The organism is Microbacterium sp. ZW T5_45 (assembly GCF_044987415.1).
GTDB lineage: Bacteria > Actinomycetota > Actinomycetes > Actinomycetales > Microbacteriaceae > Microbacterium.
In genome coordinates, this window is sequence record NZ_JBJDRJ010000055.1 from 1 (window position 1) to 16823 (window position 16823).

The following is a 16823-nucleotide window of genomic DNA, read 5'->3' on the forward strand; positions in this document are numbered from 1 at the left end:
GCCCCCGCGTCGGCTGCTCCGGCACCTGCCGCCGCACCGGCACAGGTCGTCGAGAACGACAACATCTATGTCACCCCGCTCGTGCGTCGCCTCGCATCGCAGCAGGGCGTCGACCTCGCCACCGTCAAGGGCACGGGCGTCGGCGGACGAATCCGCAAGGAGGATGTCCTCAACGCCGCGGAGAGCGCGACCGCCGCTCCCGCTGCGGCCGCCGCACCGAAGGCCGCGAAGCTCGAGGTCTCCCCGCTGCGCGGCACCACGCAGAAGATGTCCCGCCTGCGCAAGGTCGTCGCGGAGCGCGCGGTCGCGTCCATGCAGCAGACGGCGCAGCTCACCACGTTCGTCGAGGTCGACGTCACGGCTCTCGCGAAGTACCGCGACAGCGTCAAGGTGTCGTTCCAGCAGAAGACGGGCGACAAGCTGTCGTTCCTGCCGTTCTTCACGCTGGCTGCTGCCGAGGCCCTGCAGGCGTTCCCGATCATCAACGCGACGGTCGACGGCGACAGCATCGTCTACCCCGCGAGTGAGAACATCTCGATCGCGGTCGACACCGAGCGCGGTCTGCTGACCCCGGTCGTACGCGACGCGGCGAGCAAGAACCTCGCTCAGCTCGCCCACGACATCGCCGACCTGGCTGCGCGCACGCGTGACAACAAGCTGAAGCCCGACGAGCTCGCCGGCGGCACCTTCACGGTGACCAACACGGGCTCGCGCGGTGCGCTGTTCGACACGCCGCTCGTGTTCCTGCCGCAGTCCGCGATCCTCGGCACCGGCACCGTGTTCAAGCGTCCCGGCGTGGTGACCGTCGATGGCGTCGACGCGATCGCCGTGCGCTCGTATGTCTTCCTCGCGATCTCGTACGACCACCGGATCATCGACGGCGCGGACGCTGCGCGCTTCCTCGGTGCGATCAAGTCGCGCCTCGAGTCGGCGGACTTCGCGGCCGACCTCGGAGCCTGATCACCGCCGCACCTCATCCTGGCTGGTCCGCGACGTCATAGGCGTCGCGGACCAGCCAGTTCTCGTTCTGACGGATGAGGACGAGCATGCGCTCCTGCATGTCTGCCGCCCGCTCGGGCGACGCCCCCGCGTCGGCCGCCGCGCCGACGCGGACCACCGCGACGTCGCCGTAGACGTCGATGAGGGCGATGTGCGGCTCATCCCCGTCTTGCAGCACTGCTGACAGTGAATCGACGACGCCGGCGGACCCTTCCGCGACCGCATCGCCGCAGACCGTGTCGCCGGATACACTGCACCTCCGGATCGCCTGGAGCAGAGCCTGTGCGGCTGCAACCGGATCGTCGGAGTCCGCCCCCTGCGATGCATCCGGCTCGCTGTTCGCCGACTCGCCGGTCGCGTCCGTATCTTCGCCGCCGGACGCAGCCACCCCGACATCTGACGGCGTCGCGCCGTCCGACGGGTCCGACGACGTCCTGGCCGGTTCCTCCGTCACCGCACCTGCGTCGACTGCATCCGACTGCCCCGTCGCACCGCCAGGCCACAGCAGCCCTCCGGCAAGCACCGCTGCGGCCGCCGCGCCGGCCACGAGGAGCGCACGACGACGTGAGGTCTTCGGCGCGGTGACCGCCGTCCGGCCATCCGGCCGCCGGATGCTCACCCGGTCGTCGGCGAACACCCGGACGTCGCCGTGACCTCGTTCGGGCGACGCCCTACGATCCCGGCGTCCGCCGTCCACAGGCGGAATCGACTGCGCTGAGCGGGGGACTCGCGTGATGGCCGCGCGCAACAGGTCCGCGCCGAACGCAACGAGGCCTCGTATGCGCACGACGAGACCGTTCGTGCTCCCACGACCGCGCTCCCGATGATTCCGGCGCTCCCGACGCGGCACGATGTCTGCCGACATCGACTGACGTGCCCGCTGCGCCACCGCATTGTCCCGTACCCGTTCCGGCGTCTGCACCTGCAGCACCAGCGCACGAGGCGCCGCGAGTTCGAACAGCTCCGACTCCCACCTGGCGAGACGAGCCGTGGAGGGACGAGGTCGGGCCCGCCCCTCCACCAGCGCTGCATGCACGTCCGCGAGCACACGCCCCAGCGCGCGATCACGGCAGTCCCGACGCACCCGGTCGATGATCCGGGCCGACGCCGTCTTCACGTCGTCACCGTCCCCGATCACGAAGATCGGCCTCCCGGCCTCCGTGAGCCACCACGCACCGCGGGACCCGTCATCGCCGTGCTCCGCGTGCTCGTCCATCCCCCGCAACAGACTCACGACGAGAGTGCTCACCTCCCCGGCGGTGAGCAGCGCATCGGCGGCCGAGCGTCTCCCCAGAAACGCCTCGACGCGCTCGACGCACCACGGCAGCAGCACGTCGTGCCCGTCGGCACGACGCACGAGGTCGAGAGGACCGGCCACATGCTCGCACCCTGCGAGCGACCACCCGCTCCACCCGGCGTACTCGGCGGAGTCGACCAGCACGGCGACCCCGCTCCCGTTCGCGACCAACGACCCCCGAAACGGCCCTTCGTCCGCGTCGAGCACCCTGATCACCCGGTGCACACCGGGAACGAGCGCGCTGGCGTTCGAGTCCGGTTCCCTGTCCATGACCACCATGACAGCGCATGCGGCGTGCTCATGGTGCCGAAAGAGGCGCTTGTGGATGACTTGTCCGAGATCCGCCCGCTGGGGACGAACAGTCGGGTCCGCCTCCCGCGAACGAGGACAACGGCAGCGGCCGGAGTCGGTACTCTGGGAGTATGGCAAATCGTGCGTCCGAACCTGAGAAGCGTCCTGGGTTCTTCTCCCAGATCAAGTCCCTCTTCAGATTCACCCGCGAGGTCTACTCCTGGCTCCCCTGGGCGCAGATCGCGCTCCTCATCGGCGGCGTCCTCATCGGACTCCTCGTCGGATACCTGATCCCCCCGTTCCAGATCTGGACGTTGATCCTCTGGGGCATCTCGGGACTCATGCTGGGTGTGCTCGCTTCGATGTTCCTGATGACGCGTCTCTCGACGAGCGCCATGTATCAGAAGATCGACGGGATGCCGGGCGCCGCCGGCCACGTGCTCAGCACGAGCCTCGGTCGCAACTGGCAGGCCTCCGACACCCCGGTGGGCATCAACCCCAAGACGCAGGATGCCGTCTACCGCGCGATCGGCCGCGGCGGTGTCGTCGTCGTGGGCGAGGGCGCGCGCGGTCGGCTCACACGTCTCGTCAACGATGAGCGCAGCCGGTCCGCCAGGGTCGCCCACGGTGTTCCCGTGACCGTCCTGTACGTGGGCCACGGCGACGACGAGGTAGCTATCGCGGATCTCGCCAAGACGATCAAGAAGCTCCCCAAGGCGATCGACAAGGCCACCATGGGCGCCGTCATCCGTCGCATCGACTCGGTCTCCCAGTCGCTCTCTTCGCTGCCGATCCCGAAGGGCATCGACCCGACCAAGGTCCGTGCTCAGCGCCCCCGCTGATCCCAACCCTGAACCACGAAGCGGCCGCACCGAGAGGTGCGGCCGCTTCGTGGTTCAGGACGCGAACAGACGAAGGCTCACTCCGACAGCGGCTGTCGGGGCAGTCGGCGCACCTTGGCCCGACGGCGTCGGCGTTCCGGGATCATGGACCGCATCTCGTCGAGCTTGCCGAAGCAGAAGAGACGGTCGTCGGCTTCGAGGACTACGTGCTTGCGCGGGTTCGGGATCACACTGACCCCACGATGCAGGGTCAGCACCGTGATGTCGCGCTCCCACAGTCCTGCCTCGCCGAGCGTCTTGCCGACGAGGTCAGCGGCGTTGTGGACCATGAGCTCCGCGACGCCGTATCCGGTGGACACGGTCAGGCGCTGGCGCACGTCGATCTCGGGGAATGCGACCTGGCCCGCGATGTAGTCGATGATCGCGCCTGCCACGTCGAGCTTCGTGGCCGTCTCGATACCCTGCAGACCGGGCGAGGAGTTGACCTCCATGACGAGCGGCCCGTCGTCGCCCTCGAGCATGTCCACACCGGCCACACGGAGGCCCATGATCTGTGCGGAGCGCACGGCCGCCCGCTCGTAGACCGGATCGAGCTCGATCGCCTCGACCGATCCGCCGCGGTGCACGTTGGAGCGGAACTCATCGCCGGCGGCCGAGCGACGCATGGCCGCGACCACGCGATCTCCGACGACGAGCGCGCGGATGTCGCGCCCACGGCTCTCTGAGATGAACTTCTGGATCAGCACGTTCTGCTTCGTCGAGTGCAAGGTCTCGATGATCGCCTCAGCGACCTTGACCTGCGGAGCGAGGATCACGCCGATCCCCTGCGTGCCCTCGAGGAGCTTGATGACGACCGGGGCACCGCCCACCCTCTCGATCGCCGGACGCACGTCTGCGCGATTGCGCACGAAAGCGGTCGGCGGCATGGCGATGTTGTGCCGCGAGAGGATCTGATTGGCCCGCAGCTTGTCGCGCGCACTCGAGATGCCGTTGGCCGTGTTGGGCGTGTAGACGTCCATCTGCTCGAACTGCCGTACGACGGCGGTGCCGAAGTAGGTGATGGAGTTGCCGATCCGGGGCAGGATCGCGTCGTAATCGCTGAGCTGTCGCCCCCGGTAGTGCAGGTCGGGCTCGTCCGCCGTGAGATCGATCGCGAATCGCAGCGTATTGAGCACCTTGACGTTGTGACCGCGCTGCAGCGCGGCGGCGCGGAGCCGCTGGGTGGAGTACGCATGGGGCGCACGAGAGAGCACTGCGATCTTCACGGGGGTCTATTTCCTGCCAGGATGGTCGGGTGAGCAAGTCATCCCATTCAAACACCCTTATCGGGTGGCGAGAATGGGTGAGCCTGCCCGATCTCGGAGTCGATTGGCTCAAGGCCAAGATCGACACGGGCGCGCGCACCTCTTCGCTGCATGCATTCGACATCGCGGAGTTCAACCGTGACGGCGAGTCGTGGGTCCGGTTCCGGGTCAAGCCCTGGCAGGACAGCCAGGAGGATGCCGTCGAAGTCGAGTGCCCCGTGCACGATCGCCGCGCGGTGCGGAGCTCGTCGGGCCATGCGCAGGTGCGGTTCGTCGTCGAGCTTCTGATCCGGCTCTACGACCGCGAGGTGCTCGCGGAGGTGACGCTGAGCAATCGCGACGAGATGGGATTCCGGATGCTGATCGGGCGCGAGGCGCTTCGTCAGGGCTACGTGGTCGACCCTGCGCGCTCCTTCGTCGGCGGTCGTGCACCGCGAGAGGCGCGTCGCCGCAACCGCGGCAAGGAGTGACGGCGTACGTGGGCTCGGGATCGAGCGTCAGGCTCGGATGAGCATGAGCCCGGCCGCCTTGTCGTGCAGCCCGCGCTGATCGGCATCCCAGACGACTGCGGGGATCACGACGATCAACAGAGCTGTTCGCACGATCGGACGCCACAGACCGACCCAGCCCGGCCGACCGTAGAGGACGACGCGCATCCCGAGGATGCGATGACCCGGGCTTCCCCCGGCGGTGGGGATGAAGAGGACCTGCAGCAACGCGAACACCGCCATCGGAGCGAACTGGCTGAGCCCGGCCTCGGAGGGGAGCGCGAACTGGTCGTAGCCGAGGAATGCGGTCGCGATGAGGGTCGCCGCCACGTAGTCGATCAGCAGAGCGCCGATGCGGCGACCAGGACGGGCGATGCTTCCCGGACCCTTCTCGGGAAGACCGAATCGTTCACCGGGGTACGAGTTCACAGCATCCGTCACTCCCCCAGCCTACCCACCGGTGCTGATGCGGCCTGACGCGCCGCAAAGGGTGGTCGCGTAACATGCCGGAAACAATACGGACACTCAGGGGTAACCCCTCGCCCGTACTGTTCACACTGGCCGTGAAGCCACCGATCCGCATTACAGGAGCGTCCATGTTCAAAGATTCTTCCGAGGTACTGAGCTACATCAAGGAGAACGACGTCAAGTTCCTTGACATCCGTTTCACCGATCTCCCGGGTGTGCAGCAGCACTTCAACATCCCGGCTTCGACCGTGGATGAGGATTTCTTCACCGACGGTCAGCTCTTCGATGGCTCCTCGATCCGCGGCTTCGCGAGCATCCACGAGTCCGACATGCAGCTCATCCCCGACGTGACGACGGCGTACATCGACCCGTTCCGTGAGGCGTCGACGCTGGTCATGGTCTTCGACATCTACAACCCGCGCACCGGCGAGATCTACTCCAAGGACCCGCGCCAGGTCGCCAAGAACGCCGAGAAGTACCTCGCGTCCACAGGCATCGCCGACACCGCGTTCTTCGCCCCTGAGGCCGAGTTCTACATCTTCGACGAGGTCCGCTACTCGGTCACCGCCGGCGAGAGCTTCTACAAGGTCGACTCCGAGGAGGCCGCGTGGAACACCGGTCGCGAGGAAGAGGGCGGCAACCTCGGCAACAAGACCCCGTACAAGGGCGGCTACTTCCCGGTCTCCCCTGTCGACAAGACGGCCGACCTGCGCGACGACATCACGCTGAAGCTCATCGACGCCGGCTTCACGCTCGAGCGTTCGCACCACGAGGTGGGCACCGCCGGCCAGCAGGAGATCAACTACCGCTTCGACACCATGGTGCACTCGGCGGATGACATCCTGAAGTTCAAGTACATCGTCAAGAACACCGCCGAGCAGTGGGGCAAGACCGCGACGTTCATGCCGAAGCCGCTCTTCGGTGACAACGGCTCGGGTATGCACACCCACCAGTCGCTGTGGAGCGACGGCAAGCCGCTGTTCTACGACGAGGCCGGCTACGGTCAGCTCAGCGACATCGCGCGCTGGTACATCGGCGGTCTGCTCGCGCACGCGCCGGCCGTTCTCGCCTTCACCAACCCGACGCTGAACAGCTACCACCGTCTGGTCAAGGGCTTCGAGGCTCCGGTCAACCTGGTCTACTCTGCCGGCAACCGCTCCGCCGCGATCCGCATCCCGATCACGGGTTCCAACCCGAAGGCCAAGCGCATCGAGTTCCGTGCGCCCGACGCCTCTGGCAACCCGTACCTCGCCTTCGCCGCGCAGCTCATGGCCGGCCTCGACGGCATCAAGAACCGCATCGAGCCGCACGAGCCGGTCGACAAGGACCTCTACGAGCTTCCCCCCGAGGAGGCCAAGAACATCCCGCAGGTCCCGAACTCGCTGCTGGACTCGCTCGAGGCCCTGCGCGAGGACCATGCCTTCCTGCTCGAGGGCGGCGTGTTCACCGAGGAGCTCATCGAGACCTGGATCTCCTACAAGTACGAGAACGAGATCCTGCCGATGGCGCAGCGTCCGCACCCGTTCGAGTTCGAGCTGTACTACGGCGTCTGACGACATGACTCGGGATTCCCGGGCTTAGTCCGCCGAATCTCAGATCGAGCCCGCTCCAGCATCACGCTGGGGCGGGCTCGACTCGTTGTCCGGCGAGTGTCTCCGGTTCCTGCGTGCCGTCGACGGTGGCCGCCCCATCAGGGTGGGGATCGTCTCGCTCAGCGCGGTCAGATCGGGCGGAGGAAGATCATGGCCATCGGCACGAAGCAGGTTGCGAACATGATCGACGACGAGAGCGTGAGACCAGCGAGGAATCGATACCGTCGATCCCGACGGTCGACGCCGCGGCGTGCATTCACGATCCCGCAGATCAGGATGACGGCCACTGCGGCAGGGCCGAGGATCATGCCGGGGCCGAAGAGGAAGCCCCCGACCTGTGGGAACAGGAAGATGAGTCGGGGTATCGGCACCGTCGCGCCGATCACGGCGAGAGCGACACACACGACGTTGACCGCTGTGAGAGGCCACAACCATCGATAGCGCGCACGCGGAAGACCCGGCGGACTCTCAACCGGTTCGTTGCTCAGCGGTGCGTGAGAGCTCATGGTCGGATGATACGACGGAAGAAGCGTGTGAGTCAGACCGTTTCCGCCACGCGGAGCCCTGCCCACGCGAGCGTCGACTGCATCAGCGCGGCGAGCTCGCGTCGCGCGACCTCCGGATGCTCGGGATGCCACTGCACGCCGACGATCGGGAGCTCGCGATGCGCGATCGCCTCGATCGTGCCGTCCTCGGCCCGGGCGATGACCTCGAGCCCCTCGCCCAGCTGATCGACAGCCTGGTGATGCGTGCAGTACACACCGGCGGACGCGTCCTGGATCAGGTCCGCCGTCGTCGAGATCGAGGTCCGCACGTACGGGTCGTGATCGGCGCGACGGTGCTCGCCGATCTCCTGATGGAGTGTGCCGCCGAACGCGACGTTGATCAGCTGATGACCGCGGCACACCCCGAGTACCGGGCGCCCCGCCTCGGCGGCATCCCGCACGACAGCCATCTGCCGAGCATCCGCCAGCGTCTCGTACGCCTCAGGCTGCGCCCGCTCGTCTCCGGCACCGAAGAAGACCGGGTCGACGTCCTCTCCGCCCAGGATCACGACGAGATCCGCCGAACTCGCGGCCTCCCGAAGCTCGGTCTCGGTCGCGCCGTCCGCAGCGATCAGCACGGCACTCCACCCAGGAATCGACTCCACCGCATCCAGCGCTGCCGCATTCAACTGATCTAGCAGCTCCTGATAGCGCGGCTGCCGCCGGCTCGGATCGGCGTGGACCTGGACGAGGGCGACGTGCGTGGTGTTCATCCCCTCCATTCTCGTGGATGCGCACACCGCGGACCGACGCCGCAACCACCCCGTCGTGTCGGCTTGACTCGGCACCGCGTGCCTGGTCAACTGACAGTCCCACCGAACGCAGAGCAGGGAGAGACATGCGTCTCCGTCGTCACCGCCCCGAACCGGACAACCGCCCCGCACCGGTGCACGCGAAGCCCGCCCCCAAGACCGCGGCTGCGGCGATCAACCGCATCAACCCCTTCATCTTCGGTCTGTTCGGCGCACTCGGCGTGCTGGTCGCACTCACCATCGGCGGCATCATCACCCAGCTGGGTACGGTGCTGGTCTACATCGGCTTCGCGATCTTCCTCGCGCTCGGACTCGATCCGATCATCGCCTTCCTCGAGCGCCGATTCTCCATCCCTCGTGGCGGCTCGGTGGCCATCGTCGTCGCCGCCGTGCTGCTGGTGTTCGCGGGGGTGATCCTCGCGATCGTCCCGATCCTCGTCGAGCAGATCACGAACCTCATCGACAACGGCCCGCAGATGGTCGCCGACATCCAGGCGTCGGGCTGGTACAAGGACCTCACGAACCTGTTCGGTGCGACCTTCGAGGATGCCGCCGCCGCGGTGCTCGACTTCGTGCAGGATCCGAGCAACCTCCTCAACATCGGCGGCGGGGTGCTCGCTGTCGGCTCCGGCATCGCCGGCGGCTTCACCGGCGTCACGATCGTCCTCATCCTCACGCTCTACTTCATGGCGTCGCTGCGCAGCATGAAGAAGGTGGCGGCACGCTTCGTACCCGCCTACCAGCGCGACACGTTCAGCAGTCTCGTCGAGGACGTCTCCGGTGCCGTCGGCCGCTACGTGATCGGGCAGGTCAGCCTCGCCGCCGTCAACGGCGTGCTCAGCCTGATCGTCCTCAGCATCATCGGCGCTCCGGTACCCGCCTTGCTCGCACTGATCGCGTTCATCGGCTCGATGATCCCGCTCGTCGGCACCCTTTCCGCCTCGATCATCAACGCGCTCATCTGCCTGGTCGTCAGTCCGCTGACCGCGATCATCGCATTCGGCTACTACCTGGTGTACATGCAGATCGAGGCGTACGTCCTCTCGCCGCGGATCATGAGCAAAGCCGTGGCAGTTCCGGGCTCGCTCGTCGTCATCGCCGCCGTCGCGGGTGGCGCCCTGGGCGGAATCGCGGGTGCACTCGTCGCGATCCCCGTGGCCGCGAGCATCATCATCATCGTGCAGAAGGTGCTCTTCCCCGCTCAGGACAGCAAGACGAGCGCCCCCGGCGGGTTCACCGGACGATGATCGCCCCAGGCTGGACGCTCGCGATGAACGAGGAGACCTCGCCGACCTCTTCGCCGTCGATCTCGAACTGCTGAGGCGACTCCAGCGTCACCGAGATGCGCTCTGCAGCGACGTGCTGGGCGGAATCCGTGCTCACGGCTTCGGTGCCCCCGCCGAGCAGTCGACGGATGCCGTTGTCCCACACGACGGAGCGGACGGTGTCCAACCACTGCAGCGCGCCGTCCGCGCTGATCAGGAGCAGGTCCAGCTGCCCGTCATCGAGCACGGCATCCGGCAGCAGACGGATTCCGCCCTGCAGCATCCCGCAGTTGCCGATCAGCATCGTGTGCCCGCGCACCTCCTGCGGTTCTCCCCCGTCGAAGGAGACCGAGATGTCGGTCATCTCGGTGCCTGCCAGCGCCCGGCCCATCGCCTCGACGTAGGCGAGCCACCCGGCCTTCGACTTGAGATCGTCATCCGTCTCGACGAGCATCTGCGCATCGATCCCGAAGCCGACCATCACCGCGAACGCGCGGCGCTCGCCGGCGTACTCGACCCAGCCGAGGTCGATGCGTCGCGGCTCTGCGTCCCGCACGCGCACGAGTGCGGCGGGGATCCCCGCCAGCGGGACGCCGAGATTGCGGGCGAGGAGGTTGCCCGTTCCCTGCGGGACGATGCCGAGGGCGACCTCGGTGCCTGCGAGCGCCTCGGCCACCGCACGGACCGTACCATCGCCACCGACCGCGATCACCACATCGCATCCTGCGGCGATGGCCTCCTCGGCCATGCCGCGGCCAGGATCCTCCGGAGTGGTCTCCCACCACTGCGCCTCGACCTCGAACGTGTCGGCCACCGCAGCACGAATCGTGTCTCCGTCGACCTTCGACGGGTTCCAGACGATGCCGAGCGTCGTGATGCTCATGATGCTGCCTCTCTCATGTCCGCATCCGCGCCTTCCCATCGGAAGGCCGCGGGTTCATCCGTAGAACAGGGTCTCGAACGCTTTCCGCGCCCTCCGGGTCACGCCGAGGAAGTCGTCTTCCAGAACGCTCGCCGATCGCTCCGGATACCCGAGCAGGATGCCGATCGCATCGAGCTGCCGGGGATCACTGGGCAGGACATCACTGGTCTGCCCGGTGAACAGGGTGATCGCCGAACGCAGACGACTCGACAGCCGCCAGGCCGTGCGCAGCAGGTCGGCGGATTCCGCCGGCACGTATCCCGCGTCCACTGCGGCATCGAGCGCCGCGATCGTCGACGTGGTGCGCAGCGCGGGCACCTCGTGCGCGTGCTGCAGCTGCAGCAGCTGGACGAGCCACTCGACGTCGCTGAGCGTCCCGGGGCCGAGCTTCAGATGGCGACGGGGATCGGCGCCCTGCGGAAGCCGCTCCCCCTCGACGCGCGCCTTGATCCTCTTGATCTCCCGCGTCCCCTGCAGATCGACGACCTCCGGATAGCGGATGCTGTCGGCCAGGGCCATGAACCGGGAGACGAGCTTCTGGCTGCCGGCGACCCCGCGCGCACGGAGAAGCGCCTGAGCCTCCCACGACAGCGACCACCGGCGGTAGTACTCGGCGTACGCGTCGAACGAGCGGACAACGGGACCGTTGCGTCCCTCCGGCCTGAGGTCGGCGTCGAGATCCAGAGGCACGCGGTTGTCGGTCAGGTGCTCACGCAGACCCGCCACGATCTTGCGCGAGTGGCGCTCCGCACGCTCCGGGTCGACACCGTTCGCGTCGTACACGTAGAGCACGTCGGCATCCGACCCGAACCCGAGCTCCGCCCCGCCGAACCTTCCCATGCCGATCACGGCGAAGTCCAGCGCCTCGTCCTCGTCGGGCACGACCTCGCGCCGCACGGCTCGCAGTGCCGCCTGGATCGTCGCATCGGTGATCTCGGTGAGCGAGGTCGCGACCTCTTCGATCGTGAGCACGTCGAGCACGCCGCCCATGGCCGTGCGCAGCAGCTCCCGACGGCGCAGCGCCCGCACGGCGCGCAGGGCGTCGACCACGCTCTCGTGACGGGTCTGGATCGCCCGTGCCTCTTCATCGAGCGCGGTGCCGCTGCGCGGTCGGAGCGACTCCGTGCTGTCCAGCCACGCCACCGACTCAGGGATCCACTCCATGAGCTCGCCGATGTAGCGGGATGACGAGAGCAGACGCGTCAGGCTCTCGGCAGCTCCGGAGGAATCGCGCAGCATCCGCAGGAACCACGGGGTGTCCCCCAGTCGTTCGCTGATGCGGCGGAACGCGAGCAGGGCGTAGTCGGGGTCGCTCCCGTCGGCGAACCATCGGACCATCACCGGCATGAGATGACGCTGGATCGTCGCCTTGCGGCTGAGCCCCGTCGTCAGCGCCCCGATGTGTCGCAACGCGCCTGCAGGGTCGCGGAAGCCGATCGCCGCGAGACGGTCGTGGGCCTGCGCCGTGGAGAGCGAGCGCTCCTCCTCGGGGAGCGAGGCGACGGCGGTCAGCAGGGGACGGTAGAACAGTCGGACATGGATCTCGCGCACCGCACGGCGCACGTTCTCCCAGCGCGTCCAGATCGCTTCGCCGGACTCCGCAAGGCCCGTGCTCCGGGCGAGCACCCGGAGCCCCGCCGGTGTGCGCGGCATCAGATGCGTCCGGCTCAACTCTCGAAGCTGCAGGCGATGCTCCATGAGCCTGAGCACCCGATAGTCGTCGGCGAAGGTCGCGGCATCCATTCGCCCGATGTACCCGCCGTCGACGAGGGCGTCGATGCTCTCGAGAGTCCCGCGCGTGCGGATCCCCGGATCCGTGAGTCCGTGCACCAGCTGCAGCAGCTGCACCGTGAACTCGATGTCGCGGAGCCCTCCGGAGCCGAGCTTGATCTGGTATGGAGCATCCTCCGGGTCGATGTGCTCCATCACCCGCTCGCGCATCCTCTGCACACTGTCGACGAAGTCCTCGCGGGCCGCACTCGACCAGATCTTCGGCTGCACGGCTTCGAGGTATTCGGCTCCGAGTGCAGGATCGCCCGCCAGCGGACGGGCCTTCAGCAGCGCCTGGAACTCCCAGCTCTTCGCCCAGCGATCGTAGTAGGCCAGATGCGAGGCGAGCGAGCGGACGAGTGCGCCCTGCTTGCCCTCCGGGCGCAGCGCGGCGTCCACTTCCCAGAGCGGCGGTTCGACTTCGATGCTGTTGAGTCCGCGCATCGTCTCGCGCGCGAGCTTCGTCGCGATGTCGATGGCCTGCGCTTCCTCCACCACGCCCTCGTCGGCAGTGCCTCCGACGAAGATCACGTCGACATCGCTGACGTAGTTGAGCTCGCGAGCGCCGGCTTTGCCCATGCCGATCACTGCAAGGCGCGTCGCCGCGATCTTCTCACCCGATCCACCGCCGCGAAGCTTGGTGCGCGCGACCGCGAGCGACGCCTCGAGTGCGGCACCGGCGAGGTCCGCGAGAGCTGCGGCCACCGCACCGACGACGACGGAAGGTGTGGGATGCGTGAGATCGAAGGCTGCGATCGCCGCGAGACGGCGACGATACGCGACGCGCAGTGTGACCAGCGCCGCGTCATCGCCGGTCGCGGCGAACCCGTCTTCCGCCCCGACCGCGGCGAGCATCCCGTCGCGGAGCTCGTGATCGCCGGCGAGCCGATCGCTCGGTTCGGAGAGCACCGACAACTGATCCGGATGCCGAAGGAAGAAGTCTCCGAGTCCGGTCGATGCGCCGAACACGCGCCAGAGGCGCCGCCGCGACGGCGGATCCTGGAACAGCGGGCGCAGCGGAGCGGCGTCGCGACGGGCGACGCGCAGGAGCGCGCCGAGCCCGGCGTCGGGGTCAGCGGCGTCCGCACCGTCGACGAGCTGCGCGCGCTCCATGCCGAGAAGCGCGGCGAGCTCATCGAGCGAGGACGCCGCCTCACTCAGCTCGGCGAAACCGAGCCTGGCCAGCGCGGAGAGCGAGACCGGGTCGTCCGAACGGGCCATGTGCGGATCAGAGCAGACCGAGGTTGCTCTTGAGCTCGAGCGGAGTGACCTGACCGCGGTAGGCCTCCCACTCCTTCCGCTTGTTCAGCAGCACATAGTTGAAGACCGATTCGCCGAGCGTCTCGGCGACGAGCTCGGAGGACTCCATGTACTCGAGTGCGTGGTCGAGGCTCGCGGGCAGCGCCGAATAACCGAGTGCGCGGCGCTCGGCATCGCTGAGCGACCAGACGTTGTCCTCCGCCTCCGGCGGGAGCTCGTATCCCTCTTCGATGCCCTTGAGGCCGGCAGCGAGCATCAGCGCGTAGGCGAGGTAGGGGTTGGCCGCCGAATCCAGTGCACGGTACTCGACACGGGTCGACCCGCCCTTGTTCGGCTTGTACATCGGCACACGGACGAGAGCCGAGCGGTTGTTGTGACCCCAGGTCACGAAGCTCGGGGCCTCGTCGCCGCCCCAGAGCCGCTTGTAGGAGTTCACGAACTGGTTCGTGACAGCGGAGATCTCGTTGGCGTGCTTGAGCAGGCCGGCGATGAACTGACGTCCGGTCTTGGACAGCTGGTACTTGGCACCCTCTTCGTAGAAGGCGTTGCGCTCCCCCTCGAACAGCGACATATGGGTGTGCATGCCGCTTCCGGGATGACCGCTGAGCGGCTTCGGCATGAACGTCGCGTAGACGCCCTGCTCGATCGCGACCTCCTTGATGACGGTGCGGAACGTCATCACGTTGTCGGCCATGGTCAGAGCATCCGCGTACCGCAGGTCGATCTCGTTCTGGCCGGGGCCGCCCTCGTGGTGACTGAACTCCACCGAGATGCCGAGGTCTTCGAGCATCCGCACCGAGCGACGGCGGAAGTCGTGCGCCGTGCCGCCGGGGACGTTGTCGAAGTACCCCGCGGAGTCGACCGGCTCGGGGCCTTCCGGTCCGTAGGATGACGACTTGAGGAGGTAGAACTCGATCTCGGGGTGCGTGTAGAACGTGAAACCGGCATCCGCTGCCTTCGCGAGCGTGCGCTTGAGCACGTGCCGGGGGTCGGAGACCGCAGGGCGCCCATCCGGCGTCGTGATGTCGCAGAACATGCGAGCGGTCGGGTCGATCTCACCCCGCCACGGCAAGGTCTGGAAGGTCGTCGGGTCCGGTTGCGCGAGAAGATCGGACTCGTAGCTGCGGGTGAGTCCTTCGATGGCCGATCCGTCGAAGCCGATCCCCTCGGCGAACGCACCCTCGACCTCGGCGGGTGCGATGGCGACCGACTTGAGTGTGCCGATCACATCGGTGAACCACAGGCGGACGAATTTGACGCCGCGCTCTTCGATCGTCCGGAGAACGAAATCCCTCTGCTTGTCCATGCTCACTCTGCGCCCTGTCCCTTGGCTGCGTCCTCGGCGGCTTCGTCGTCCGCCCACGCACGGGAGCGCTCCTTCAGGAGTTCCGGCGCACGGGCGGCCTCGGCCTCCGAGTCGAAAGGCCCGACGCGATCGACGGAGGGCGAGATCATGCCGAACTCCACCTGGCCGCTGGCCAGGTTGTACCAGTACTTCTCGTCGCGATTCGACATGAGGTCTCCTTCATCACGTGGTGTCATCGATCCTACTGGCGTGCGCCGCTCTCGCTATGCTGAAGACCATGGCAAAAGCGATCGGCGTCGACATCGGCGGCACGGGAATCAAAGCAGGAATCGTCGACCTCGAGCACGGCACCATGGCGTCCGACCGCGTACGCGTGCCCACGCCCGAGGGTGCGTCGCCGCAGGATGTGCTGACCGCTGTGCAGACGGTGCTCAAGAAGCTCGACGTGCACGAGTCCACGCTTCCGCTCGGCGTCGCGTTCCCCGCGATCGTCAAGCGCGGCAAGACGCTGTCCGCGGCGAACGTCTCGAAGGAATGGCTGAACTTCGAGGCCGAGAGGTTCTTCCGCGACGGCCTGGGCCGCAACATCGTCTTCGTGAACGATGCGGATGCTGCGGGTGTCGCAGAAGCACGCCACGGCGCGGCGCGCGACGTGCAGGGCTTCACGCTCCTCACGACGCTCGGCACGGGTATCGGCTCGGCTTTCATCTACGACGGCGTGCTCCTGCCCAACACCGAGCTCGGACACCTGAACTTCGGCGAGTACGAGTCGGTCGAGACCTATGCGGCCACCTCGGCACGCGAACGCGAGGGTCTCAGCTGGGCGGCATGGGCGGAGCGGCTGCAGGAGTTCTACTCGCACATCGAGTTCCTCTTCAGCCCCGATCTCTTCGTCGTGGGCGGCGGCGTCTCGAAGAACGCCGACGACTTCCTGCCCCTTCTCGACCTCAAGACTCCGATCGTCCCCGCGATCCACCGGAACAACTCGGGCATCATCGGCGCGGCGTCTCTCGCCGGCGACTGATGTCCTCGGCCTGTCGGCCGATGACATCGGGCCCGTGCCCCTCGCGTTCTCGTCGAGGGGCACGGGCCTACTTCGTTTCGATGTCACGACAGCGCCATCGCGCGAGAAAGCGGTGGCGGCGAGGAGTCTCGCAGGCGCAGAGTGACGGCGGCCGATGGACGCTGCATGGCCGCTCGGATGCCGCAGCGCTCGGCACATCGGATGCAGCGGCGCACGGCCGGGCGGATGCAGCGGCTTAGGGCACATCGGCAGCAGCGCTGCCCTGCAGACATCGCGCCCGTCGATCGGTCGCCCGACTGCCGCGGCAGCAGTGCTTCGCCAACTGCGCCGAACAGCCGCCTGCGCTCGCTTCGAGCGCAGGCGGCGGCATGTCAGGCGGCGGCGGGTGTGTCAGGTGAACATGACGCGTCGGGGGACGCGGTCGGTGTAGGCGTGGTGGAGGGGGCTGTGCCAGGTGATGGTCCCGTCCGGGTGCTGTTGCGCGGTCCACCGGTAGGGGTCGGGGATGTCGGGGTGCTTGAGCGTGTGGTGGGCTCGGCAGAAGTGGGCGAGGTTGTCGATCGCTGTCGGCCTGAACCGCCCTGGGTTTCGTTCCGTTCCTTTATCGAGAGGATGGGAACATGCCCGCGAAGTATCCGGAAGCGTTCAAGGACCGTGCGGTCCGCATGGTGTTGGACAGGCTCGAGGCCGATGAGGAC

The 16823-nt window shown here is 67.4% G+C and carries 15 protein-coding genes; 6 read left to right on the top strand and 9 right to left on the bottom strand.

Annotated elements, in window-relative coordinates; translation table 11 throughout:
* Positions 1–960: 2-oxo acid dehydrogenase subunit E2 (locus ACI3KS_RS18285; RefSeq protein ID WP_404919969.1), on the top strand; the 960-nt coding region annotated here is incomplete at its 5' end.
* Positions 961–973: 13 nt separating this feature from the next.
* On the opposite strand, the gene ACI3KS_RS18290 is transcribed toward ACI3KS_RS18285, so the two are convergent.
* Entirely contained in the window at positions 974–2566 is a 1593-nt protein-coding gene (locus tag ACI3KS_RS18290) for a hypothetical protein (protein WP_404919970.1), read from the bottom strand.
* 152 nt (positions 2567–2718) lie between these two features.
* On the opposite strand from ACI3KS_RS18290, the gene ACI3KS_RS18295 reads away from it, so the two are divergent.
* Positions 2719–3429, top strand: a complete 711-nt coding sequence (locus ACI3KS_RS18295; protein WP_404919971.1) for a DUF4191 family protein — start codon at positions 2719–2721, stop codon at positions 3427–3429.
* Between the two features lie 77 nt (positions 3430–3506).
* On the opposite strand, the gene ACI3KS_RS18300 is transcribed toward ACI3KS_RS18295, so the two are convergent.
* Entirely contained in the window at positions 3507–4694 is a 1188-nt protein-coding gene (locus ACI3KS_RS18300; RefSeq protein WP_404919972.1) for a RimK family alpha-L-glutamate ligase, read from the bottom strand.
* 29 nt (positions 4695–4723) lie between these two features.
* Between ACI3KS_RS18300 and ACI3KS_RS18305 the strand changes: the two genes are divergently transcribed.
* Positions 4724–5203 carry an ATP-dependent zinc protease gene (locus ACI3KS_RS18305; protein ID WP_404919973.1) on the top strand — a complete coding sequence of 160 codons (480 nt, stop codon included), beginning with the start codon at positions 4724–4726 and terminating at the stop codon, positions 5201–5203.
* A gap of 27 nt (positions 5204–5230) precedes the next feature.
* Here the strand turns inward: ACI3KS_RS18305 and ACI3KS_RS18310 are convergent, their stop codons facing one another.
* The gene (locus ACI3KS_RS18310) at positions 5231–5662 is read right to left on the bottom strand and encodes an RDD family protein (protein WP_404919974.1); all 432 of its coding nucleotides are present in this window, start codon (positions 5660–5662) and stop codon (positions 5231–5233) included.
* Positions 5663–5817: 155 nt separating this feature from the next.
* Between ACI3KS_RS18310 and glnA the strand changes: the two genes are divergently transcribed.
* Positions 5818–7242 carry a type I glutamate--ammonia ligase gene (gene glnA, locus ACI3KS_RS18315; protein WP_404919975.1) on the top strand — a complete coding sequence of 475 codons (1425 nt, stop codon included), beginning with the start codon at positions 5818–5820 and terminating at the stop codon, positions 7240–7242.
* A gap of 167 nt (positions 7243–7409) precedes the next feature.
* Here glnA and ACI3KS_RS18320 read toward each other — a convergent pair whose 3' ends face one another.
* Positions 7410–7787 carry a hypothetical protein gene (locus ACI3KS_RS18320; protein WP_404919976.1) on the bottom strand — a complete coding sequence of 126 codons (378 nt, stop codon included), beginning with the start codon at positions 7785–7787 and terminating at the stop codon, positions 7410–7412.
* A gap of 32 nt (positions 7788–7819) precedes the next feature.
* The gene (locus tag ACI3KS_RS18325) at positions 7820–8539 is read right to left on the bottom strand and encodes a gamma-glutamyl-gamma-aminobutyrate hydrolase family protein (RefSeq protein WP_404919977.1); all 720 of its coding nucleotides are present in this window, start codon (positions 8537–8539) and stop codon (positions 7820–7822) included.
* Between the two features lie 125 nt (positions 8540–8664).
* Between ACI3KS_RS18325 and ACI3KS_RS18330 the strand changes: the two genes are divergently transcribed.
* Positions 8665–9825: an AI-2E family transporter gene (locus tag ACI3KS_RS18330; protein WP_404919978.1), complete on the top strand. Its 1161-nt coding sequence runs from the start codon at positions 8665–8667 to the stop codon at positions 9823–9825.
* Here the strand turns inward: ACI3KS_RS18330 and ACI3KS_RS18335 are convergent.
* Genes ACI3KS_RS18335 through ACI3KS_RS18350 form a run of 4 tightly spaced genes read right to left on the bottom strand, consistent with a single transcriptional unit; the run spans position 9812 to position 15310 of the window.
* Positions 9812–10726 (bottom strand): diacylglycerol/lipid kinase family protein, encoded by a 915-nt coding sequence (locus tag ACI3KS_RS18335; protein WP_404919979.1) that lies wholly within the window; start codon positions 10724–10726, stop codon positions 9812–9814. The two genes, ACI3KS_RS18330 and ACI3KS_RS18335, sit on opposite strands and share 14 nt — an antisense overlap.
* Before the next feature lie 54 nt (positions 10727–10780).
* Positions 10781–13756 carry a bifunctional [glutamine synthetase] adenylyltransferase/[glutamine synthetase]-adenylyl-L-tyrosine phosphorylase gene (locus ACI3KS_RS18340; RefSeq protein WP_404919980.1) on the bottom strand — a complete coding sequence of 992 codons (2976 nt, stop codon included), beginning with the start codon at positions 13754–13756 and terminating at the stop codon, positions 10781–10783.
* 7 nt (positions 13757–13763) lie between these two features.
* Positions 13764–15101: a glutamine synthetase family protein gene (locus ACI3KS_RS18345; RefSeq protein WP_404919981.1), complete on the bottom strand. Its 1338-nt coding sequence runs from the start codon at positions 15099–15101 to the stop codon at positions 13764–13766.
* Positions 15102–15103: 2 nt separating this feature from the next.
* The gene (locus ACI3KS_RS18350; RefSeq protein WP_404919982.1) at positions 15104–15310 is read right to left on the bottom strand and encodes an SPOR domain-containing protein; all 207 of its coding nucleotides are present in this window, start codon (positions 15308–15310) and stop codon (positions 15104–15106) included.
* 68 nt (positions 15311–15378) lie between these two features.
* Here ACI3KS_RS18350 and ppgK point away from each other — a divergent pair, with 68 nt between their 5' ends.
* Positions 15379–16125, top strand: coding sequence for a polyphosphate--glucose phosphotransferase (ppgK, locus tag ACI3KS_RS18355; protein ID WP_404919983.1), 747 nt, complete (start codon positions 15379–15381; stop codon positions 16123–16125).
* Positions 16126–16823 lie beyond the last annotated feature (698 nt).